The sequence below is a fragment of the Sphingomonas bisphenolicum genome (assembly GCF_024349785.1).
In the GTDB taxonomy this organism is placed as follows: domain Bacteria; phylum Pseudomonadota; class Alphaproteobacteria; order Sphingomonadales; family Sphingomonadaceae; genus Sphingobium; species Sphingobium bisphenolicum.
Genome location: NZ_AP018822.1, coordinates 79,639 through 100,975, shown reverse-complemented (window position 1 = coordinate 100,975; position 21,337 = coordinate 79,639). Strand labels below are relative to the sequence as shown.

21 protein-coding genes are annotated in these 21,337 nt (G+C 63.9%); 20 read left to right on the top strand and 1 reads right to left on the bottom strand.

What is annotated here, in order from left to right; translation table 11 throughout:
* Positions 1-20 precede the first annotated feature (20 nt).
* From SBA_RS25135 to SBA_RS25045, 19 genes are all read left to right on the top strand, one after another.
* Positions 21-1,079 carry a DMT family transporter gene (locus tag SBA_RS25135; protein WP_179563605.1) on the top strand — a complete coding sequence of 353 codons (1,059 nt, stop codon included), beginning with the start codon at positions 21-23 and terminating at the stop codon, positions 1,077-1,079.
* An 83-nt stretch (positions 1,080-1,162) separates the two neighbouring features.
* On the top strand, positions 1,163-1,582 hold the full coding sequence (locus SBA_RS25130) for a MerR family transcriptional regulator (protein WP_179563604.1): 420 nt from the start codon (positions 1,163-1,165) through the stop codon (positions 1,580-1,582).
* Between the two features lie 140 nt (positions 1,583-1,722).
* Entirely contained in the window at positions 1,723-3,654 is a 1,932-nt protein-coding gene (locus tag SBA_RS25125) for a cytochrome c/FTR1 family iron permease (RefSeq protein ID WP_179563603.1), read from the top strand.
* Positions 3,655-3,747: 93 nt separating this feature from the next.
* Positions 3,748-4,425 carry a cation transporter gene (locus SBA_RS25120; RefSeq protein WP_179563602.1) on the top strand — a complete coding sequence of 226 codons (678 nt, stop codon included), beginning with the start codon at positions 3,748-3,750 and terminating at the stop codon, positions 4,423-4,425.
* Between the two features lie 128 nt (positions 4,426-4,553).
* Positions 4,554-4,904 (top strand): hypothetical protein, encoded by a 351-nt coding sequence (locus tag SBA_RS25115; RefSeq protein ID WP_261937552.1) that lies wholly within the window; start codon positions 4,554-4,556, stop codon positions 4,902-4,904.
* Between the two features lie 65 nt (positions 4,905-4,969).
* Positions 4,970-6,328: a TolC family protein gene (locus tag SBA_RS25110; RefSeq protein WP_179563600.1), complete on the top strand. Its 1,359-nt coding sequence runs from the start codon at positions 4,970-4,972 to the stop codon at positions 6,326-6,328.
* A complete protein-coding gene (locus tag SBA_RS25105) occupies positions 6,328-7,491 on the top strand; it encodes an efflux RND transporter periplasmic adaptor subunit (protein WP_179563638.1) in 1,164 nt (387 codons plus the stop codon). The genes SBA_RS25110 and SBA_RS25105 overlap by 1 nt, the downstream gene beginning before the upstream one ends.
* Positions 7,492-7,494: 3 nt before the next feature.
* Positions 7,495-10,749 carry an efflux RND transporter permease subunit gene (locus SBA_RS25100; RefSeq protein ID WP_179563599.1) on the top strand — a complete coding sequence of 1,085 codons (3,255 nt, stop codon included), beginning with the start codon at positions 7,495-7,497 and terminating at the stop codon, positions 10,747-10,749.
* The gene (locus tag SBA_RS25095; protein WP_179563637.1) at positions 10,749-11,087 is read left to right on the top strand and encodes a DUF190 domain-containing protein; all 339 of its coding nucleotides are present in this window, start codon (positions 10,749-10,751) and stop codon (positions 11,085-11,087) included. The genes SBA_RS25100 and SBA_RS25095 overlap by 1 nt, the downstream gene beginning before the upstream one ends.
* A gap of 155 nt (positions 11,088-11,242) precedes the next feature.
* Complete coding sequence (locus SBA_RS25090; protein ID WP_179563598.1) at positions 11,243-11,743, top strand: SRPBCC family protein; 501 nt, start codon at positions 11,243-11,245, stop codon at positions 11,741-11,743.
* Positions 11,744-11,774: 31 nt separating this feature from the next.
* Positions 11,775-12,077 carry a TFIIB-type zinc ribbon-containing protein gene (locus SBA_RS25085; RefSeq protein ID WP_179563597.1) on the top strand — a complete coding sequence of 101 codons (303 nt, stop codon included), beginning with the start codon at positions 11,775-11,777 and terminating at the stop codon, positions 12,075-12,077.
* A 556-nt stretch (positions 12,078-12,633) separates the two neighbouring features.
* Positions 12,634-13,089 carry an MgtC/SapB family protein gene (locus SBA_RS25080; protein WP_261937561.1) on the top strand — a complete coding sequence of 152 codons (456 nt, stop codon included), beginning with the start codon at positions 12,634-12,636 and terminating at the stop codon, positions 13,087-13,089.
* Positions 13,090-13,157: 68 nt separating this feature from the next.
* Positions 13,158-13,571 (top strand): hypothetical protein, encoded by a 414-nt coding sequence (locus tag SBA_RS25075; RefSeq protein WP_179563596.1) that lies wholly within the window; start codon positions 13,158-13,160, stop codon positions 13,569-13,571.
* Between the two features lie 56 nt (positions 13,572-13,627).
* Complete coding sequence (locus SBA_RS25070) at positions 13,628-13,972, top strand: MliC family protein (protein ID WP_261937551.1); 345 nt, start codon at positions 13,628-13,630, stop codon at positions 13,970-13,972.
* A gap of 31 nt (positions 13,973-14,003) precedes the next feature.
* Positions 14,004-14,687: a ZIP family metal transporter gene (locus SBA_RS25065; RefSeq protein ID WP_179563594.1), complete on the top strand. Its 684-nt coding sequence runs from the start codon at positions 14,004-14,006 to the stop codon at positions 14,685-14,687.
* A complete protein-coding gene (locus tag SBA_RS25060) occupies positions 14,684-15,289 on the top strand; it encodes a cation diffusion facilitator family transporter (RefSeq protein WP_179563593.1) in 606 nt (201 codons plus the stop codon). Before SBA_RS25065 ends, SBA_RS25060 begins: the two co-directional genes overlap by 4 nt.
* Positions 15,289-17,817, top strand: a complete 2,529-nt coding sequence (locus SBA_RS25055; RefSeq protein ID WP_261937550.1) for a heavy metal translocating P-type ATPase — start codon at positions 15,289-15,291, stop codon at positions 17,815-17,817. Before SBA_RS25060 ends, SBA_RS25055 begins: the two co-directional genes overlap by 1 nt.
* Positions 17,814-18,737: an NAD(P)/FAD-dependent oxidoreductase gene (locus tag SBA_RS25050; RefSeq protein WP_179563591.1), complete on the top strand. Its 924-nt coding sequence runs from the start codon at positions 17,814-17,816 to the stop codon at positions 18,735-18,737. Before SBA_RS25055 ends, SBA_RS25050 begins: the two co-directional genes overlap by 4 nt.
* Positions 18,734-19,483 carry an HAD-IIB family hydrolase gene (locus tag SBA_RS25045; protein ID WP_179563590.1) on the top strand — a complete coding sequence of 250 codons (750 nt, stop codon included), beginning with the start codon at positions 18,734-18,736 and terminating at the stop codon, positions 19,481-19,483. Before SBA_RS25050 ends, SBA_RS25045 begins: the two co-directional genes overlap by 4 nt.
* Positions 19,484-19,558: 75 nt before the next feature.
* On the opposite strand, the gene SBA_RS25040 is transcribed toward SBA_RS25045, so the two are convergent.
* On the bottom strand, positions 19,559-20,125 hold the full coding sequence (locus SBA_RS25040) for a hypothetical protein (RefSeq protein WP_179563587.1): 567 nt from the start codon (positions 20,123-20,125) through the stop codon (positions 19,559-19,561).
* 264 nt (positions 20,126-20,389) lie between these two features.
* On the opposite strand from SBA_RS25040, the gene SBA_RS25035 reads away from it, so the two are divergent.
* Complete coding sequence (locus SBA_RS25035) at positions 20,390-21,148, top strand: autoinducer binding domain-containing protein (RefSeq protein WP_179563586.1); 759 nt, start codon at positions 20,390-20,392, stop codon at positions 21,146-21,148.
* The last annotated feature ends 189 nt before the right edge of the window (positions 21,149-21,337 follow it).

Here is a 21,337-nt window from a genome sequence, read left to right as displayed (position 1 = left end):
CGTATGATGATCGCTCGCCAGTGAAGCCAAGCTCGGGTGCCGTACTGGCGATCCTGTCAGCACTATTGTTTGGCGCCAGTACACCGTTCGCGAAGCTCGTCCTTGGTAACGGTGTAGACGCTTGGCTGCTCGCCGGCCTGCTTTATCTCGGATCGGGTTGCGGGCTTGCTCTCGTATATGCGTTGCGCAGAGCGATCGGACGTGGCGAGGGGGAAGCATCGCTCGCCCGATCCGACATGCCCTGGCTGGCGCTCGTCATCCTGTGCGGAGGCGGGATCGCACCGGTCTTGCTGATGGCGGGACTGGCAACGACGCCTGCGTCCACCGCGTCGCTTCTGCTCAATCTGGAAGGTCTTGCGACCCTCGCCATCGCTTGGCTGGTGTTCCGCGAAAATGTCGATCACCGTCTGTTGGTCGGCGCTGCGGCGATCCTCGGCGGCGCGGTGTTGCTATCGTGGCGTGGCGCTCCCGCGGGCGGTGGCTTGGGCATGTTGGCGATCGCCGGCGCTTGCCTCGCCTGGGGTATCGACAATAATCTCACCCGAAAGCTCAGCAGCGCCGATCCCGTCCAGATCGCGATGCTGAAAGGGCTGGCCGCAGGGACCGTCAATCTCCTCCTGGCGCTGACGCTTGGCGCATCCTTGCCAGCGATTCCGGTGGTTGCGGGTGCCGCGCTGATCGGCTTTCTTGGGTACGGCGTCAGCCTCGTGATGTTCGTGCTCGCGCTTCGGCACCTCGGCACGGCTCGGTCGGGAGCCTATTTCTCGACGGCACCGTTCATCGGTGCGTTGCTCGCGGTCGCGATGTTCGGCGAAACGGTCTCCGTGCCTTTCGTCATCGCCGGGATCCTGATGGCGATCGGGCTCTGGCTGCACCTGACCGAATCGCATGGCCACGAACATGCGCACGAACCTCTCGAACATGATCATCGCCATGTTCATGATAGCCATCATCAGCACCAACATTCGCCGGGCGTCGTTTCAGACGAACCCCACAGTCACTGGCATAGGCATACGCCAATGACACATCGGCATGCCCATTTCCCCGACCTGCACCACCGGCATCGGCATGACGCATAACCTTGGGCACCGAACGGATGCGACCTCGACATTTCGCCATCGTCCTGCCTATAAAGCCTAAAGTCACTATAGGGTTATGCTCAATGTCATCAGGGTCGCTCAGCATCGGCAAGCTTGCTGCCGCAACAGGGACGAAGGTCGAGACGATCCGCTATTACGAGAGTGCCGGTCTGCTGGCGGCGCCTGACCGCACCAAGAACAATTATCGCGCCTATTCGCCGCAACATCTCGCGCGTCTCAGCTTCATCCGGCGCGCCCGGGCGTTGGGGTTTTCGCTCGATCAGGTCCAGGCGCTGCTCGGTCTCGCCGATCAGAAGGAGATATCCTGCTCGGCGGTGGATCTGATCGCTCGAGAACATCTCGCCGAGATCGATCGCAAACTGAAGGATCTGGCAACGCTGCGTTCGGAGCTCAGCAGCCTCATCGTCCAATGCGGCCATGGCACGATTTCGGAATGCCGTATCATCGAGACGTTGGCACCGGAGGCGGCTCGCGCGGGATAAGCAAACACCTTCGTCGGCTATTGCAACTAAGTCGCAAAACTGCTTGACCCTCTAGCGGCTAGAGGGTTTATGAGGCTGGGATGTCCCGCCCAGACCTTCGCGAATCTTTCGATTCCAGCCCTGCCTTTACGCGCTTGCCAATGCCATCGATCCGGCGGGCCATGGCCGTACTGGCGGCACTCCTATGCATGGTCGGCATCAGCGGCATAGCCCGCGCCGATACCGCCGACGTGCAGACGGCGTGGCGGCTGCTCGACTATGTGGCGGTCGATTATGGTGGCGCCGTCAGCGGCGGTCGGGTCAAGAGCGCCTCGGAATTTGCCGAGATGACCGAATTCGCGGCTTCGGTATCGACCCGTCTCGCCGCTCTGCCACCCACGCCGGCGCGCGCTACTCTGACCGCGGGCGCGAGCCGGCTCCAGGGCGTGATCGCCGCCAAGGGCACGCCCGAAGAGGTCGCCCGCATTGCCCATGGCCTCGCTGCCGATCTGCTCAAGGCCTATCCGGTGCCCCTCGCGCCAGCCAAGGCGCCCGACCTGGCCCGCGGCGCGACCCTGTTCGCGCAGAATTGCGCGAGCTGCCATGGCATGACCGGGGATGGGCATGGCCCCGACGCCTCGAAGCTCACCACCCCGCCGATCGCCTTCAGCGACGTGAAGCGCGCACGGCAGCGCAGCCCCTTCGCGCTCTATCAGGTCATCGAGCAGGGTATCGACGGCACAGCGATGCAAAGTTTCGCGATCCTCCCGAGCGCCGATCGCTGGGCGCTGGCCTTCTATGCCGGTCGCTTCGCTTTTTCCGATGCCCAGGCGGCTGAGGGTGAGCGGTTATGGAAATCCGACGCCAGTCTCCGGCGCGCCATTCCCGATCTGACGGCGCTGGCCGGATTGACGCCGGAAACACTCGCAAAGGCCGTTGGTCCTGACAAGGCCGACGTGGCGATCGCCTATCTGCGCCGCCATCCGGAGGTGGTGATCCCGAAGCCCGCAGGCTCGCTGAGCGTCGCGCGCGACAAGCTGCAGCGCAGCCTTGCCGCCTATCGCAGCGGCGATCGCCACGCCGCGCAGGAACTCGCGCTGTCCGCGTATCTCGACGGGTTCGAACCGCTCGAGCCGATGCTGACCGCGCGTGACGCAACGCTCATGGGGCATATCGAAAGCGCCATGGGCGAATTCCGCGCCTCGCTTCAGCAAGGTCGGCCCGCTGACGAGATAGCCACCCGTATCCAGGTGCTCGATGGCTTGTTCGATGACGCCGATGCAGCCTTGTCCCCGGACGCGGCGAGCAGCGCATCGACCTTTCTGGGCGCGTTCACCATCCTGCTTCGCGAGGGGCTCGAAGCCCTGCTGATCGTCGTTGCGATGATCGCCTTCCTGCGCAAGGCCGAGCGACCCGAGGTGCTGCCCTATGTCCATGGCGGCTGGATCGGCGCGCTGGCGGCGGGCGGCCTGACCTGGGCGGTTGCAACCTATGCGATCGGGATCAGCGGCGCGAGCCGAGAGCTCACCGAAGGGTTTGGATCGCTGTTCGCGGCCGTCGTCCTGCTCTCCGTGGGGATATGGATGCACGGCAAGGCGCAGGCGGACCAATGGCAGCGCTACATCCGCGAAAAGTTGTCGCGCGCGCTGTCACGGCAATCGGCCTGGTTCCTGTTCGGCCTGGCCTTCATCGTCGTCTATCGCGAGGTGTTCGAGACCATCCTGTTTTATGCCGCGCTCTGGACCCAGGGTAATGGCGGTATCATGCTGGCCGGCGCCGGCTCGGCGGTCCTGCTGCTCGGCCTCATTGCCTGGGCGATGCTGCGCTACAGTCGCGACCTGCCGATTGCGAAGTTCTTCGCCTATAGCGCCTGGCTGATGGCGCTCCTCACGATCGTGCTCGCCGGCAAGGGTGTGTCCGCGCTGCAGGAAGCCGGCATCATCGACATCGCCCCGCTCTCGGGCGGAATTCGCGTCTCGGTGCTCGGCATCTTCCCGACCGTGCAGTCGATGGGCGCCCAGTTGCTGATGCTCGTCGCGGTGGCCGGCGGGTTCATTCTCAACCGGCGCCGTGCCGTCGTGGCATCCACCTGATGAAGAGCAGAGCAGGAAGCGATATTCGTCTTGACCCTCTAGTAGCTAGAGGGTGCATAAGGCTTCTCATGATGCTTGCACGCGTGGAAAATCATGGTCTGTAGCAGCTGCCAGTCGGATGCGCCGGCGGCGCCCGATCCGCGCTGGCGCCGCGTGCTGTGGATCGCTCTTGCGATCAATCTGACGATGTTCGCCGGCGAGATCGTCGCGGGTATCGCCTCGGGGTCGCGTTCGCTCCAGGCGGACGCGCTCGATTTTCTAGGCGACTCCGCCAATTATGCGATCAGCCTCGGGGTCGCGAGCATGGCGCTGGGCTGGCGGTCGCGCGCCGCATTGCTGAAAGGCGGCACCATCCTTGCCTTCGGCCTCTACGTCTTGATCACGACGCTGCTTGCCGCGCTGGGCGGGGGCATACCGCAAGCTGGGACGATGGGTATCGTCGGCGTGATCGCACTGGTCGCAAATGGCAGCGTTGCGCTCATGCTCTACCGCTATCGGAGCGGCGACGCGAATATGCGATCGGTGTGGATCTGCTCGCGTAACGACGCCATCGGTAATTTGGCAGTATTGCTTGCCGCCGCAGGTGTGCTCGGCACGGGCACGGCTTGGCCGGATCTGGCGGTAGCCCTGATCATGGCAGGGCTCGGCATTTGGGGTGGCCTTCAAATCATTATCCAGGCGCGGACGGAGCTATATCCCAAACCATCTGAGGATGCGTCGGCACAACTTCCGCTGACTTCTGGCAGCTTGCAGCTGCTGGAGCGCAAATAGATGCTTTCCATCGCAATCCGCCTTCGCGCAAGACCCGCCCGATCGCCCGAGATTATGCGATGACATCTCATTCCTTTATGCGATGTCGGGGCTATCCCGTTGTCGGCTTTCCTGTTAGTCGGTTGTCCGTGCGACGCTTGCTCAACATCCTTGCTTATTTGGCGATCGTCCTTTCCCTTGGGACGACGGCGACGGCGCATGTGCTGGAACGGCCGGATGTAAGCGTTACATCCCAGGAAATAGGCGTGGACGAAGTTGCTCTAGGCCATGCGCCCGGCGACGCCGATCAAGTGCCCTCCGATGGTGACAAAGGGTATCCTCACCATCACGGCGGCTGCCACGGTGATCATGTCGCAGCGCCGGTCAAGATCTCCAATGCCGCGCTCACGCACGACCTTCGGCTTGCCCCCATTTTCGCGAGCCATTCCATGCGGCCGCTCTCAACTGCCGATCCGGCGCTGAGGCCCCCACAAGCCTGACGATCCGCTGACCTCGCCGGCCATTGCCGCGCGGGGCGAATCCGGTTCGTCAGGAGTCATCATCTATGTATCGTACAATCGCGGCCGTTATGGTCGCGGCGACCTTGGCCAGTACGGCCGGGGCGCAGACAGCATTGCCGCCCGGCATTCCGGCGGCGAACCCTTCGTCACAAGCGGCAGACGCGTTCTCGCTTGAGAATGCGCTTGCTGCGGGCGGGATGCCATCAGCCCCGTCGGCCGCCGCCCGTAATGGCGCGGCATCGGGACCTGAGGGTAATAATCCAGCCCCGCTTCCATCGGTCGCGGCGGCGACTGCCGGCGTCGGCGCCGCGACAGCGGCACGGCGAGTTGCCGGCCTGCGCCCCAACCCCGAGCTTCAGGCTCAGGTCGAGAACGTCGCTGGCACCGGCGTCTACAAGGGGCTGCGGAGTTCCGAAACGACGGTCGGTGTTGCGCTCCCGCTAGAGCTGGGTGGCAAGCGGCCGGCGCGTGTCGCGCTTGCAACCGCTCGCCTAACTCGCGCGCAGGTCCAGGCTGAAATCGCGAGAGCGGATCTCCGCCTGCGGATTACGCAGCTTTATATCGAAGCCGCTGCTGCCGAGCGTCGGGCAGAGGTGCTGAGCGAGCAGGCTGGGATCGCCAACAACGCGTTCCGCGTCTCTAGCGAGCGCGTCAAGGCCGGCGACGTCGGCCCGATCGAGCAACAACGGGCAGACGTGCTGCGCATCAATGCGCAAGTCGCGGCCGACAGTGCCGCCCGTCAGGCACAGGCGGCGCGTGCCAATCTTGAGACATTGCTTGCTGTGCAGGTGACGGGACCGCTTGATCGCGCATGGTTCGAGCGAATCGATGGCTACGGACCGCCCCGACCCATCGACGTCGAAGGCACGTTGGCGCTGGCTGCTGCGGAAGCCGACGTTCGTACCGCAGATGCGCAGGTCCGGGTTGCGAGATCGCTGCGGGTGCCCGATCTGACCGTCAGCACCTTCGCTCGCCGGTTGGAGGCGACTAACGATACAGCGGCTGTGGTCGGTATCTCGATTCCGATCCCGTTTTTCAACAACGGGAGCGCCTTTGTGGCGCAATCGCGGTCCGAACAGACGCAGGCCATCGCGCTGCGCAACCTCGCGGTGGTCGATACGCGTCAACAGATTGCCAGTGCGCAGACCGAGGTGGCGAATGCTGCCGCGACGGCGCGGGCGGCAGGTGGTCCTGGCCTCGCTGCGGCCCAGGAAGCCGCCCGCATCGCCCGGATCGGTTGGAGTCAGGGCAAGTTTGACCAGATCGCGCTTCTCGATGCCGAGCGCACCCTTTCGCAAACCCGCCAGACCTACGTCGATGCACTCGCTGCGTATCACGACGCGCAGGCTCGGCTCGACCGGCTCACGACGCCGGCCCCCACGATTTCCGGAGATGATCGATGATGATGGATAAGCGCCTGCTAGGCGGCGGCGCCGCCGTCGCGATTGTCGCCGCACTTGGTGGTTACGGGATCGCACGCTGGACTGGGAATGAACCCGCCGCGACGGAAGCGGCAAGCGGCAATGCCGCTGCGCCTGCGGAGGTGGAAAAGGCCCCTGATACGGTGGCGATGACCGCGCAGGTGGTCCAGCAAGCCGGTATTGCCACCGAGACGATCAACCCGGGTGGACTCGGCGCGGAGATCGTCGCGCAGGCTACGGTCAGCGCGTCACCACAGGGCGAAGCGATCGTGACCGCCCGCGCCGCCGGCGCGGTCACACGGCTGTTGAAGCGGCTCGGTGATCCCGTGCGCGCCGGCGAAACGCTTGCTGTCGTCGAAAGCCGGGACGCGGCGCAGTTTGCCGCCGATCGCACCGCTGCGGCTGCCAAGTTGACGCTCGCGCAAAAGGCACTCGCCCGTGAGCAATATCTGTTCCGCCAAAAGGTCTCGGCGCGGGTCGAGCTGGAACAGGCCGAGGCGGAAGCCGCATCGGCCGCCGCAGAAGCGCGCCGCGCCAGTGTGGCTGCAGGGGCCGCACGGGTGACATCGGACGGTCGCGGTGTGCTGGTGTCGAGCCCGATTTCAGGCCGTGTCACCTCGGAGAATGTCAGCCTAGGCGCGTTCGTCCAGCCCGAGACCGAGCTGATGCGCGTCGCGGATGCGTCGAAGATTCAGATAGAGGCTTCCGTCGGACCCACTGACGCGCAACGGCTCTCGCCAGGTGACCGAGCGATCATCGAGCTGCCTGACGGGCGGACAGTCGAGGCAAAGGTGCGTGCCGTCACGCCAGGACTTGCCAACGACACGCGCTCAGCGACCGCCGTCCTCGATGTGCCCGGCACGCTTCAGCCGGGTCTCGCGGTGCGGGTGCGATTGCTGCCGAGCCGTGGTGGCACGTCCAATGCGATCGTGGTGCCGGAGAATGCGGTCCAGACGCTCGAGGGGCGCGACATCGTGTTCGTGCGGACCGCGCAGGGCTTCCGCGCTCAGAATGTCACGATCGGGCAGCGTAGCAGCGGTCGCGTCGAGATCCTGAAGGGTCTCGTTGGCGGCAGCCAGGTCGCAACCAAGAACGCATTCCTGCTCAAGGCCGAACTCGGCAAGGGCGCGGGCGAGGAAGAATAAGCCATGATAGCCAACCTTATGGCGCTTTCCGTCCGCGCTCGCTGGACGGTCCTAGCCTTGTTCCTCGTCATCGCCGGTCTTGGCGTGTGGCAGCTCTCCAAGCTGCCGATCGACGCGGTGCCCGACATCACCACCAAACAGGTTCAGATCAATACGGTCGACCCGCGGCTCTCGCCGGTCGAGATCGAGAAACTCGTAACCTATCCGGTCGAAATCGCGCTCGCCGGCATCCCCGGCCTGGAAACGACGCGCTCTATCTCGCGTAACGGCTTCAGCCAGGTCAGCGCGATCTTCACTGACGATACCGATCTCTATTTTGCGCGTCAGCAGGTAGGTGAACGGCTGCGCCAAGCGACAGAAAACCTGCCCGACGGCGTGCAGCCGCAGGTTGGACCGGTGTCGACCGGCCTAGGCGAAATCGTCATGTACACCGTTGATTATGCCAACCCGGACGGGAAGGGCGCCAAAAAAGTTGCTGGCCAACCCGGCTGGCAGCCTGACGGCAGCTATCTGACACCCGAAGGCGAGCGGCTGACCGATGGGGTGGCCAAAGCGAGCTACCTGCGCACCGTTCAGGATTGGATTATCGGCCCTCAACTGCGGTCGGTTAAAGGCATTGCGGGGGTCGATTCGATTGGCGGCTATGCCAAGACCTTCGTGGTCGAGCCGGATCCGACCAAGCTCGCCAGTTTCGGTGTCTCGTACAGCGAGCTCGGCCAGGCTCTCGAAAACGCCAATCTTGCGGTCGGTGCGAATTACTATAACCGCGGCGGCGAAGCCTATCTCGTGCGCGTCGACTCACGCGTGCGAACCGTTGATGAAATCCGCAACGCGGTCGCGGCGACACGAGGCGGAACGCCAATTACCATCGGCCAGATCGCGAATGTTCGCGTTGGTGGCGATTTGCGGACGGGTGCCGGCAGCATGAACGGCCGGGAGGCGGTCATTGGCACTGTGCTGATGTTGATCGGCCAGAACAGCCGCGTCGTAGCTGAGTCGGCAACTGCCAAGCTCGATCAGGTAGCAAAGACGCTGCCGCCGGGTATCGAGGTGAAGGTTGTGCTGAACCGCGCGGCGTTGGTTGGGGCCACGGTGGCTACGGTGCAGCGCAACCTCACCGAAGGCGCAATCCTCGTTGCGGCGTCGTTGTTTCTGCTGCTCGGCAATTGGCGCGCGGCGATTATCGCGACACTGGTGATTCCGTTCTCGTTTCTGATGATGGCGATGGGGATGAACGCCTTCAAAGTCCCCGGAAACCTGATGAGCCTGGGCGCGCTCGACTTCGGTTTGATCGTCGACGGCGCGGTCATCATCATCGAAAACTGCCTCGCCAGATTGGCGCATCGACAGGAACATGAAGGCCGGCTGCTTTCTCTGCGAGAACGGCTCGAGGAGACGATGCGGGCCGCGCAGGAGATGATCAAGCCGACCGTATATGGTCAGGCGATCATCCTCCTCGCCTTCGCCCCGCTCCTGACGTTCACGGGCACCGAGGGCAAGACGTTCTCGCCGATGGCGATCACCATCATGCTCGCGCTGGTGGCGGCTTTCGTTCTGGCGATCACGCTGGTGCCGGCGCTGGTGGCGATCATGATTCGCGGAAAAGTCGCGGAAAAGGACGTGTGGTTGATCCGGAAGTCCAAGGACCGCTACCTGCCTTTGCTGGACAAGGCGATCGCACGCCCGTGGCCGTTCATCCTGGGGGGGTTAGCCTTCTTTTTGGCGGCAATTCCCGCATTTGGCTTGCTGGGATCGGAGTTCATTCCGCAGCTCGACGAGAAGAATCTCGCCTTCGCATCGACTCGCGTGCCCTCGGTCAGCCTCGATCAGTCGCTGGCAATGGAACGCAAGGTCGAAGAGGCGGTGATAAAGATTCCGGAAGTCGCCTTGATGTTTTCCAAGACCGGCACGGCGGAAGTAGCCAGCGACCCGATGCCGCCGAACGTATCCGACGGCTTCGTCATTCTGAAGGAGAAGGAAGAGTGGGCCGAGGGTACGACTAAAGCCGACGTGGTCGCGAAGATTGAGAAAGCTACCAAAGGGCTCCTCGGAAATCTCTACGAGGTCAGTCAGCCGATCCAGCTCCGCTTCAACGAACTAATCGCCGGTGTCCGCGGCGATGTCGCGATCAAGCTCTACGGCGACGATCTCGACAAGATGGCGCTGACCGCCAACGAGATGGTGCGGGTGCTTCAGACCGTACCCGGTGCGGCGAGCGTCAAGGCCGAGCAGGTCGGTGGTGCGCCGGCGCTTGATGTAAGGCTCGACCGCGCGGCGATAGCGCGGTTGGGTCTTACGGTGCGCGACGTCGCGGACACGGTTGCGGCAGGGCTCGGCGGCCGTGAATCGGGGCTCGTCTATGAGGGCGATCGGCGGTTCGATGTCACCGTGCGCGTGCCTGAGGCCACGCGCGCGAACCTTGACGAAATCCGGACGCTGCCGGTGCTGCTGCCGGAAGTCGAGGGACGGCCGCGTGCCCAGGTGCCGCTTGCGCAAGTGGCGCAAATCCGGCTGACGGAAGGTCTGAACCAGATCAGCCGGGAGAACGGCAAGCGTCGTGTGGTCGTCCAGGTCAATCTGGGCGGCCGCGATGCGGGTTCATTCGTCCAGGAAGCGCAGGCAAAGATCGCACAGGTCAAGTTGCCTGCCGGTTACTACCTCGAATGGGGCGGTCAGTTCGAGAATTTGGCAGCGGCATCGAAGCGGCTATCGATCGTGGTGCCGCTGTGCTTCCTGGTAATCTTCGGGTTGCTCTACATGGCACTCGGCGGCTTCGGCAGGGCAGCATCGGTGTTTTTGGCGGTGCCACTTGGTCTGGCGGGCGGCGTGTTTACCCTGCTGCTGACCGGCATCAACTTTTCGGTGTCGGCGGCGGTCGGGTTCATCTGTCTTGCCGGCGTGGCGGTGCTGAACGGCCTTGTTGTGATGTCCGCGATCCGGGAGCGCATCGAAGCTGGATTGCCGGTGGCGGAGGCGATCCGCCACGGCATGGCCGAGAAGATGCGGGCGGTCATCATGACCGGGTTCGTGCCCGCGATCGGCTTCGTGCCGATGGCGCTCGCCCACGGCACTGGTGCTGAGGTGCAGAAGCCGCTGGCCGTCACCGTGATCGGTGGTCTCGTCGCGGCCACCATCCTGACACTGCTGGTGCTGCCGGCGATCGCGAAAGTGATCCTCGGGCGGACCGATCGTCAAAATGAGCAAGAGGCGAGCACGCCGCATGGCGAGGAACCCGCCCACCTGAAAGGAGAAGCATGATGGTAGAACCTGTCCGGAAACTGCTGCGCATCTATACGGACGAGGCGGCCTATATCGGCGATCGCAAGGTCTTCGAATATGTGGCCTCGCTGGCGCGCGATCGAAAGATGGCTGGCCTGACGGTGCTGGAGGCGCTGATAGGCTTCGGGGCATCGGCGCACGTCCACCGACGCCATGTGCTTGAGAGTGATCGGGCAGTGGTGATCGAAATCGTCGATTTCGAGGACGCTTTGCGCGCGTTCGTGTCTGCCTTGAGCGATGTACCCGACATCGGGCTGATGACCCTTGAGGCGGTCGAGGTCATTGGTGGCAAGGCCAGCAAGACGCTGGAAGCCTAAGACTATGAACCGCGGTCCGGCAAGCGAGAGGGCTTGCGCCATGCAAGCCCTCGACGCCCCACCAGCTCCCATCAATCCCCCGCCCAATCGGGGAGGCGGCCGCCTCTGCGCGGCCTCCGGTTTCGCCGCGCCTTGGCCGGACAGGACAGGCAGCCATGAAGGAAGAGACAAGTTTCGAGTTCAATATGTCCGCGCTGCGGGTTTGGTCGCTGATCTCCGATCTGAGAGGCTACGCACGATGGCATCCGATCTATCGTATTGCGGGCGATGCCGAACGCGGTGCCGAAATGGACGTCACCTGGCTGCTCTTCAAAGGCGACCGCAAGATGACGACGCAAATGATCATCAACCGCCTGACCAAGCCCCAGCTCATCGGTTGGCAGATGGGCGTGAAGGGCTTCCTCACCTTCGACGAACGCTACGAGATCGAGCCGATCGCGAACGGTGTCTGCATTCACCATTCGGTCGAATGTCGTGGCATCATCGGCGGCCTGGCCGGCCGCATAATGCGCAAGGGTCTGCGGCGAACAATGCGGCTGCAGGATGCGGCGTTTCTCGCCCTCCTGCGCCGGCAATCGCGACTGCCAGGGCGGTCCATGCGGCATCATCGGCGCCCCATCAAACCACCGCCGCCTCGCGGTGCCGCGAACGACTAACGGGCCAGCATTCTAAAGAAGGGAATCCATCATGGTAGACAACCGTCCCTCCGCAGGGCTGCTATGCCCGACTTGCCGCGTCGATCTCGTCATGAGCGAGCGGCAGGGCATTGAGATCGACTATTGCCCGCAGTGTCGTGGCGTCTGGCTCGATCGCGGCGAACTCGACAAGATTATCGAGCGCAGCGCCGGCGATGACAGCGCGCGGCCGTTGAGCGGCGTTCGCCTCGGAACATCCGATGATCGCGGCCATGGCGATCATGGCGGAAAGCACGGCTACGAGCGGGGGCATAAGGGTCGCCGCAAGGGCTTCCTGAGCGAATTGTTCGACTGACTGCTATGGATCGGCCGCCACACAACGAGTCCTTCGGGTGTCCGTGTGAGAACGGCCCGCGCCATGGGCGTGCCCCCTGTAGCGCCCATGGCGACAGATTATGGAAAGTCGGGGAAATAGCGGCTCGGCGCCTTGGGAACGGCCCGGTTCGGGGGATCATACTCGCAACCGGGCTTGCTCTGGCGCCGGGCCTGCTCGGCTGCTCGCCAGCCACTAACAAGAGCGAGGCTGAAGCGTCGCGTGATCGCGAGCTGCCCAACTTCATCGGCGAGCATTTCTATGCCTGTCCTGATGGTTCACGCCTCGATGTCGACTTCCTCGGCGATGGCCTGACCCTCGACATAAAGACCCGACCGAACGCCGCTCCGGAACGCGTAACATCGCCGGCAAGCGGGCGGACCTATGTCGGTCGGAACCTCAACGTGTCGATCTCAGGCGGCGACCAGATCACACTCAAGCGCCCCGGTGCGCGCGCGCTGGCCTGCAAAAGGGTGCTCGCTTATCAAGATGCAGCGGACAGTGTGGCAGGCGGCCAAGGCAAAGGCTCGGCCGCATGATGACGCTGCCATATTGGGGAGAGACTCTTTCCCATGTCGTCAGTCTTGCGCTGGCCTATGCGCTTGCGCTTCCGGTTGGCTGGGACCGGGAGAAAGACGAACGCAGCGCTGGCATTCGCACTTTCCCGCTGGTCGCCATTGCCAGTTGCGGGTTCGTGCTCGTCGGCATCGCCATTCTCGGACGCACGTCTCCTGCCCAAGCAATCCTGCTCGAAGGATTGATCACCGGCGTCGGCTTCATCGGCGGCGGCGCCATATTGAAGTATCGCGGGAAAGCGTCGGGGACCGCGACCGCTGCAAGCCTGTGGTCGACCGGCGCACTGGGCGCCGCTGTCGGCTACGGTCTCTATGACATCGCGGTGGTTCTCAGTCTGACGACCTTTCTGACATTGCGCTTTTCCCATCCGCTGAAGCGCGCCTCCCAAAATCACCTCGAGCCGGCTGACCGGCAATGAAGCGCAATCGTCTCTCAAGTTCGCTGGTGAAATGGCGCCGGCCAAAAAGCGGTGGACATTCAAGGCCCATGACTGCGCTTTCGAACGACGACCGTCGTTCGCGCTTGGTACGCTGGGCTTCTCTGCTCGAACGAGACCCAAATCAGCTTATCACTCTTCTAAGTCCGTCATGGGCATCGGGCGACGACGACGCACCGATGGCAGGGAAACCAAGTGCCATTGACTTGGCGTTTGCCGACCCGGTTTTTCGGGTGACGGGTCTCACGGGACGCTCTCGGGGCGACGTGAAGTCGTTTTTCCAGCTTTCGGATACCGAATTGGACCGGATCGCTGCCGGGTCTTGGCGCGTCCGGATGCGCCCTGCCTGGCAGATCGCCGTGCGCATCCGCAACGTCGGCGATCCGCGACAGGAAAAGCTGCTGCTCTTGGGCATCATGGTCATGATCGCCGTCGTCGTCGGAGCTGCGCAATGGCTTGGATGAGCATCAGGATTTTCCCGGAGGCATTGATGACGCCAATGCGGATTGGGATCGCCAGCATGAGCGTTGCGCTGGCGCTATCGGGCTGTTCCGAACAACCTCGCAAGGCGCCGCCGACCGAACAGGAAATCCACGCCGGGGACAGCGGGGATGCCAGCGGCATCCCCGGTCGCCACCCCTATCGGTGCGACGACGATCGCCCGCTCCTCGTCGACTTCAAGAATGAGGGCCTGACGCTCGAGCTGCGCCGCGACGGGGACGCTGCGCCGGTTGTCCTGACCGCGCCTGCGGCCGGGCTTCAATATGTCGGCGACACGATGAGCGCGATGTTCTCGGGCAACGAACTCAAGATCGAGGAAGGGGACAAGCCCCCCGTCTTGTGCAGGAAGGATACGAGCTTGTGACCAACCCACCCGGCACAGAGGGGCGCTGACGATGGCGGCGCTCAAATTCTCCCTGATCCCGATGATCGCGATCATGATCGGCGCGCTGATCGCCGGATGGCGCACTCCCGGCGAGAAGCTGGTGGCGGCCATGCAGCATCTCGCGGCCGGCGTGGTGTTCGCCGCTGCTGCGACGGAGATCCTGCCGCTGGTGATGCACGGCGGTTCTCCGACCGCGACGTTGATCGGCGGAGCGCTGGGCGTCGCCGTGATGCTCGGCCTGAAGGCGGCCGAAAGCCGGTTTGAGGGGCCTGTCGCGCTGCTCGCCGCGATCGGGCTCGATCTGGCGATAGATGGCCTTGTTCTCGGTCTCGCCTTCATCGCCGGCGAGAAGGCGGGCACGCTGTTGGCCGTCGCACTGACCCTCGAAGTGCTGTTCCTGGCCCTGACCCTCACCAACGATCTGGTGGGGCGGTATCGCAAGGCAAAGGCGATCGGCCTGACTTGCGCGCTGGCGGTGCTTGTGCCTATCGGTGCGCTGATCGCGCAGCCGGTGGCGTTGCTGACGCCGATATGGATCACCGGCTTCCTGAGCTTCGGCCTTATGGCGCTGCTCTATCTCGTCACCGAAGAGTTGCTGGTCGAAGCGCACGAGAAGCCGGACTCGCCGCTTATCAGCGCGATGTTCTTCGTCGGCTTCCTCGTCCTCCTGCTGATCGAGGAAATCATGGCATGACGGCTACACCGGACGCAAAGGTCTCGGCCGAGAGGCGCACGCTTTGGATCGTGCTGTTGCTCAACGCGGCGATCGCCGCCGGCTTCTTCGTGACCGGCCTGACTGGCGATTCCAGCGCGCTCATCGCCAATGGCGTCGATAACCTCTCCGACACGGCCGTCTATGGGCTGAGCCTCGTCGCGCTGAGCCACGGGCGCACATGGAAGACACGGGCTGCAACCGTGTCGGGCGTGGTGCTACTCATCTTTGCGGGCGGCATCCTGCTCGACGTCGGCCGTCGCTATATCCAGGGCAGTGAACCGATCGGGCCGACAATGATGGTGATGTCGGCGATTGCCGGTGTCGTGAACTATATCTGTTTGCGTCTGCTGCAACGGCTCAAGCAGCCCGATGTTAATCTGCGCGCGGCGACCACTTTCAGCTTCAACGATTTCATCTCCAACGGCGGCATACTGATCGCGGGGGCGTTGGTGCTGTGGCTGGGAACGAATTGGCCCGATCTATTGGTCGGCTTGGCTACCGCTCTGATCGCGATCAAGGGCGGCATCGAAATCCTGCGCGATGCGCGGGCAGAAACCAAGACCAACGCGGAGACGGCGTGATGACCGAAAAACTCGAACTCGATATTCCCGTCCTTCTGCCCGAGGTTCCCGACGTGGCCGATGCCTGTGTAGGGCGCCTCGTCTCGACGTTGAGCGCCAAACCCGGCGTCGAGCGCGCGCACGTCCTGCCCGCCGATGGCGACACACCGGCAAAGCTGTGCATCCATTTCGACGGGGCGGCCCTGCCGCTGCCGCGTGTGCGCGAGATGGTGCGGGCGGCGGGCGCCGAGATCAGCGGGCGATACGGCCATGCGACATGGCAGGTCGAGGGGATCGGGCACGAACGCCGCGCCCGCACCGTCGGCGAAACCCTGTGCCAAGTGCCCGGCGTGCTGCAGGCCGACGCCAGCGCCTCGGGCAGCGTCCGGGTCGAATATGACAAGGAGCGCGTCGATGAGGCCGCGATCGTCGCGGCGCTGGGCAAGCTCAAGGTCAAGCCGGGCAAGCGGACGGGCTCCGATCATGCTGGACACGATCACGGCGCCGACGGCCATGCCGGGCACGATCACGGGTCTGGTGGCCATGCGGAGGGCGCGGAAAAGCACGGACCGGATGATGGTCACGATCACGCCCACGCCAATTTCCTCGGCCCCAATACCGAGCTGATCTTTGCGCTTGCCTGCGGCACGCTGCTGGCGATCGGCTTCGCGATCGAGAAGCTGGTGGCGGGTACGCCCGACTGGCTGCCGACCGCCTTCTATGTCGGCGCCTATGTGTTCGGCGGCTTCTTCACGCTGCGCGAGGCGATCGACAATCTGAAGCTGAAGAAATTCGAGATCGATACGCTGATGCTCGTCGCGGCCGCCGGCGCCGCGGCGCTCGGTGCCTGGGCGGAAGGCGCGCTGCTGCTGTTCCTGTTCAGCCTCGGCCATGCGCTCGAGCATTACGCGATGGGTCGCGCCAAGCGCGCAATCGAGGCGCTGGCCGAACTTGCGCCCGACAAGGCGACGGTGCGCCGTGACGGGCAGACGACGGAGATTCCGGTCGAGGAGCTGGTGGTCGGCGACGTGGTGGTCGTGCGCCCGAACGAACGCCTGCCCGCCGATGGCTTCGTCATCAAGGGGTCGAGCGCGATCAACCAGGCCCCCGTCACCGGCGAGAGCATCCCAGTCGACAAGGAGCCGGTCGCCGATGTCGAGGCGGCGCGCGCGAAGCCCGATGCGGTCGAGGCGACGTCGCGGGTGTTCGCCGGCACGATCAACGGCGGCGCTGCGATCGAGATCGAGGTGACGCGGCGTTCCAACGAAAGCGCGCTCGCGAAGGTCGTGAAAATGGTGAGCGAAGCGGAGACGCAGAAGTCGCCCACGCAGCGGTTCACCGATCGGTTCGAGCGCGTCTTCGTGCCGGCGGTGCTGGCACTCTCGTTCATCCTGCTGTTCGCGTGGGTTGTGATCGACGAGCCGTTCCGCGACAGCTTCTATCGCGCGATGGCGGTGCTGGTCGCCGCCAGCCCCTGTGCCCTGGCGATCGCCACCCCGAGCGCGGTGCTGTCCGGCGTCGCGCGGGCCGCACGCGGCGGCGTGCTGGTAAAGGGCGGCGCGCCGCTCGAAAACCTCGGCTCGCTAAAGGCGATCGCTTTCGACAAGACGGGGACGCTGACGGAAGGGCGCCCCCGCATCACCGATGTCGTCCCCGTCGACGGCGCGAGCGAAGAGGATCTGTTGGCGCTCGCGGTCGCAGTCGAGGGCTTGAGCGATCACCCGCTGGCACAGGCGATCGTGAAAGATGGACGCGAGCGCTTGGGCGGGCGCGAGCTGCCGACCGCGACCGATCTCAAGAGCCTGACAGGTCGCGGTGTCACCGCGACCGTCGATGGCGAGACGGTGTGGATCGGCAAGGCCGAGATGTTCGGCGTGGAGGGTATCCCCACGCTGAACGCGGCCGCGACCGACGCGATTGCAACCCTGCGCGAGGGCGGGCGCACCACGATGGTCGTCCGCAAGGGCGATAAGGACATCGGCGCGATCGGGCTGATGGACACGCCGCGCGAGGCGGCCAAAGTTGCGCTCAAGCGGCTGCGCGAGATGGGCATCACCCGGATGATTATGATCTCCGGCGACCACCAGAAGGTGGCCGACGCCATCGCCAAGGATGTCGGGCTCGACGAGGCATGGGGCGACCTGATGCCGGAGGATAAGGTTGCCTCGATCAAGAAGCTCGCCGGCGAAGACAAGGTTGCGATGGTCGGCGATGGCGTCAACGATGCGCCGGCGATGGCGTCGGCGACCGTCGGCATCGCGATGGGCGCTGCGGGCTCGGACGTGGCGCTGGAAACGGCCGACGTCGCGCTGATGGCCGACGATCTCGCGCACCTGCCATTCGCGGTGGGTCTGAGCCGACACACCCGCGGTATTATCCGGCAGAATGTGTTCGTCAGCCTCGGCGTCGTGGCGTTCCTCGTGCCCGCGACGATCTTGGGCCTGGGCATCGGCCCGGCGGTCGCGATGCATGAAGGCTCGACGCTGCTGGTCGTGTTCAATGCGCTGCGGCTGCTCGCCTACCGCGATCCGGCGACGCAAGCGGCATGACGGCGGACCGCTACGATGCCCTGATCGTCGGCGGCGGCCCCGGGGGCCTCACGGCGGCGATCTACCTTGCGCGATATCACCGCCGCGTGGTCGTGGTCGACGAAGGGCATAGCCGAGCGAAATGGATACCGCTCTCCCATAATCATGCCGGCTTTCCGGATGGGATCGCGGGCGAAGAGCTGCTGCGGCGGATGCGCGAACAGGCCAAACGCTACGGCGCGACGATCCTGACGGATCGCATCGAGAACATCGACGGTAAGGTGGATGGTTTCGAAGCGCGAGGGTCCACCGTGACGATCTCCGCGCGTGCCGTCTTGATCGCAACCGGGGTCGAAAATCGCCGACCTGCGCTCGATGCAGATACGCACCGCGACGCCCTCCAGCGGGGAGCCCTGCGCTATTGCCCGGTCTGCGACGGTTACGAAGCGACCGGGCTGGCGATCGGGGTGATCGGCGCGGATACGCACGGCGTCGCGGAGGCGCTGTTCCTGCGCACCTTCTCGGACCGGATCACGCTGGTCGCGCATGAAACAATTGACCTGAGTGTTGACGATCGCTCCGCGCTCGCGGCGGCCGGAATCAAGATCGCGGCGAGACCGCTGGCCCGAATGGACTTTTCGGGCGATCGGGTCGCGCTCCACCTGACCGACGGCAGCGAGCTTCACGTCGACACGGTGTATCCGGCGCTCGGGTCGGACAGCAACAATGCGCTTGCGCGCCAGCTCGGTGTCGAGCTGAGCGACGATCGCTGCATCGTCGTCGATACCAAGCAGCGCGCGAGCGTCGCCGGCGTCTATGCGGCGGGCGATATCGTCATGTCGCTCGATCAGATCAGCGTCGCGATGGGCCATGCGGCAATCGCCGCGACCGCCCTCCACAACGATCTGCGCAACCGCGACGGGGAGGGCACCGCGTCGTGAAATGGCTGATCGTATTCGACCTCGACGGGACGCTTGCGGAGAGCAAGCGCCCCTTGTCGGCCGAGATGGCGGCGACGCTCGCGCGTCTGCTGGCCGTGGTCGATGTCGCGGTGATCTCGGGCGGCGACTGGCCGCAATTCGACCGGCAAGTCGCCTCGCGCTTGCCGATCGACGCCGCGCGCGAGCGACTATGGCTGATGCCGACCACCGGCACGAAGCTCTACCGCTTTGTCGACGGTGCGTGGCGCGCGATCTATGCTGAGTTGTTCGATGACGCGGAGAAGGCGAGCATCCGCGCAGCCTTCGACCGTGCGCTGTCGGAAGCGGGGCTTGCCGACGAACGCTTTTGGGGCGAACGGATCGAGGATCGGGGAAGCCAGATTACCTTTTCCGGCCTCGGCCAGGATGCGCCGCTGGAAGCGAAGGAGGGCTGGGATCGCGATCGCGCCAAGCGGACCGCGATCCAGAAGACGCTGCGGGCGGCGCTGCCCGGCCTTTCGATCAACCTGGGCGGCACCACGTCGATCGATGTCACCCGCGCCGGCGTCGACAAGGGTTATGGACTGAAGCGGCTGAGCAAGGAAAGCGGCGTGCCGCTGGCCGGGATGCTCTTCCTCGGCGATGCGATCTACCCCGGCGGCAACGACTATCCGGCGGCGGAAATCGGCGTGGATACGGTGAAGGTCCGCGACGTCGCCGAAACCGCCGCCGTCGTGTCGGCGATCATTGCTTGCCTGAAGCGCTGAGAGCCGAAATAACAAGGGCCGGAAATCAAAGATTGATAATAGTAGTTATGTTAAATTTGGCCAGTTCCCAGGCGATTAGAACGCCAGTTCTGCCTGCCTTGGAACCGCTCTCGGCTGGTCTTGTCGGCCGCCGATGAGACCCCGCGCGCACCCTGCCAGAACATATACGGCTTGGCGCTGCGCACCGCGATTATGATGATCGACACAATAGCCCTGATAGTGCCGCTTGAGCAAGCCAGCGCGCACGAGTTCGGATACTGCCCGGCTCACATTCGTTTTTCCCGACGCCCGCACTTGCTCACGGATGGCGTCGTCGACGATTGCCGTCGCCTGATCGACGTTGGCGGGCAATGCGCCTGACATTGCCAGATCGCTGCGTATCCGCTCTTCCAGGGCAACGCGCCGGGGGTCACGCTGCCCCATCGGGGTGAGCGCATCACAAAGCCAGTCACGCAAAGGAATGAGGCCGCCGCCCTTGGCCACTAACGGCCCCGCGCTGCCATCGGATCGGGAAACCTGTGCAATGAGGTTGAGCACCATGAAAGCGTAGCGCGGTCGAGACGAGGACCGCGCAAGCATCTCCAGCAAGCAGGGCATATCCAGTTGCGGGCGGCCGTCGCCAATGATCGGAGCGTGCAACATAACAGGATTGAATCAAGCACATATAGGGGGTGAAGTGAATCCCCTTTGCCGCAGATTTTCATCATTTTGTCGGCTGTGACACTTTGCCCGAAGGTAAAGTGTCACGCGCGCCCTTTCATCATCGCATCGGTCGGCTCGTGTTAAAGACGACCTGTGCTTTTCTTGCGGGGAGTTGGGTGCTGGAGGCAGCCGGTCTTGTTTTTCAATGGCTTCGCCGAACGGTGACTGGACGAAGCCGCAAACAAAATGCGAATCGTTCGCACTATGAGCAGTCTCGAAGATGCCGGCCGCTTGGGCGATATCACCGCATTCGAAGCAGAATGCCGGCAGGCGACAACGCTCGATCAGCTCAAATCCTTGCTTGATGCGATTGTGCGCCAGTTCGGATTCCGTTGGTTCGCATTGGTGCACAATGTCGACTTGAAGCGGACCACCCGCAAAGCCCTGCTGATAACCACCTATCCGGTGCGTTGGATCGAGGAAATCCTGGAGTCACGTCTCTATCTTGAGGATCCGGTTCACGCCGCTTGCGTCAAAACCGTCTCCGGGCTCACCTGGGATCAGATCGGCGATTATATCGCGCCCAATGCTCGCCAGCGGTCGATCCTTGAACGGGGTCGCGCACATGGACTGGCATCTGGGTTCACCATGCCGATCAGGATGCACGACGAGCCCGACGCGATGTTCACCATAGCGCGTCAGGGCGATGACAATATTTCAAGCCCGGACCTTCTCTCCGCCCGATTGATTGGCACCGTTGCGTTCGACCAGGCTCGAACCCTTCTCGGTCCAGATGAACTGGCAAACGTGCCGATAGCGCTCAGCCCGCGCCAGATCGACTGCATTGATCTGGTGGCACAGGGCAAGAGCGACTGGGAGATCGGACAGATACTGGGGTTGAGCCGCGATACTGTTCATGAATATGTCGAAGGTGCACGCCGGCGATACGGCGTGCGTCGTCGGACCCAGCTCGTGCTTCGCGCCGTGCGAGACGGACATCTGAACATCGACGCGCTCGTCTAGTAGCGCCGCCTCTCACAATAGCGAGCAGCACTTCAGGTCGTTTTGACTTGAGGCTCCTAGGGTCGTTGGCCATCAACGCCGACTTCCATTTCTACGCCCTTGCCATCCTTTGTTCGTCCGCTCCCCCCTTGTGGGGGGATTGCCCGAATTTGCCGCGCCGGGTTCAAAAGAGAGGTGATTTTCAACGGA

Coding starts and splice junctions, on each gene's coding strand:
- SBA_RS25070 (WP_261937551.1), top strand. CDS start 13,628: ATGAGCGTTGCGCTGGCGCTATCGGGCTGTTCCGAACAACCTCGCAAG.
- SBA_RS25090 (WP_179563598.1), top strand. CDS start 11,243: ATGAAGGAAGAGACAAGTTTCGAGTTCAATATGTCCGCGCTGCGGGTT.
- SBA_RS25075 (WP_179563596.1), top strand. CDS start 13,158: ATGACTGCGCTTTCGAACGACGACCGTCGTTCGCGCTTGGTACGCTGG.
- SBA_RS25100 (WP_179563599.1), top strand. CDS start 7,495: ATGATAGCCAACCTTATGGCGCTTTCCGTCCGCGCTCGCTGGACGGTC.
- SBA_RS25035 (WP_179563586.1), top strand. CDS start 20,390: ATGAGCAGTCTCGAAGATGCCGGCCGCTTGGGCGATATCACCGCATTC.
- SBA_RS25110 (WP_179563600.1), top strand. CDS start 4,970: ATGTATCGTACAATCGCGGCCGTTATGGTCGCGGCGACCTTGGCCAGT.
- SBA_RS25055 (WP_261937550.1), top strand. CDS start 15,289: ATGACCGAAAAACTCGAACTCGATATTCCCGTCCTTCTGCCCGAGGTT.
- SBA_RS25040 (WP_179563587.1), bottom strand. CDS start 20,125: ATGTTGCACGCTCCGATCATTGGCGACGGCCGCCCGCAACTGGATATG.
- SBA_RS25085 (WP_179563597.1), top strand. CDS start 11,775: ATGGTAGACAACCGTCCCTCCGCAGGGCTGCTATGCCCGACTTGCCGC.
- SBA_RS25125 (WP_179563603.1), top strand. CDS start 1,723: ATGCCATCGATCCGGCGGGCCATGGCCGTACTGGCGGCACTCCTATGC.
- SBA_RS25120 (WP_179563602.1), top strand. CDS start 3,748: ATGGTCTGTAGCAGCTGCCAGTCGGATGCGCCGGCGGCGCCCGATCCG.
- SBA_RS25050 (WP_179563591.1), top strand. CDS start 17,814: ATGACGGCGGACCGCTACGATGCCCTGATCGTCGGCGGCGGCCCCGGG.
- SBA_RS25130 (WP_179563604.1), top strand. CDS start 1,163: ATGTCATCAGGGTCGCTCAGCATCGGCAAGCTTGCTGCCGCAACAGGG.
- SBA_RS25080 (WP_261937561.1), top strand. CDS start 12,634: ATGACGCTGCCATATTGGGGAGAGACTCTTTCCCATGTCGTCAGTCTT.
- SBA_RS25095 (WP_179563637.1), top strand. CDS start 10,749: ATGGTAGAACCTGTCCGGAAACTGCTGCGCATCTATACGGACGAGGCG.
- SBA_RS25105 (WP_179563638.1), top strand. CDS start 6,328: ATGATGGATAAGCGCCTGCTAGGCGGCGGCGCCGCCGTCGCGATTGTC.
- SBA_RS25060 (WP_179563593.1), top strand. CDS start 14,684: ATGACGGCTACACCGGACGCAAAGGTCTCGGCCGAGAGGCGCACGCTT.
- SBA_RS25065 (WP_179563594.1), top strand. CDS start 14,004: ATGGCGGCGCTCAAATTCTCCCTGATCCCGATGATCGCGATCATGATC.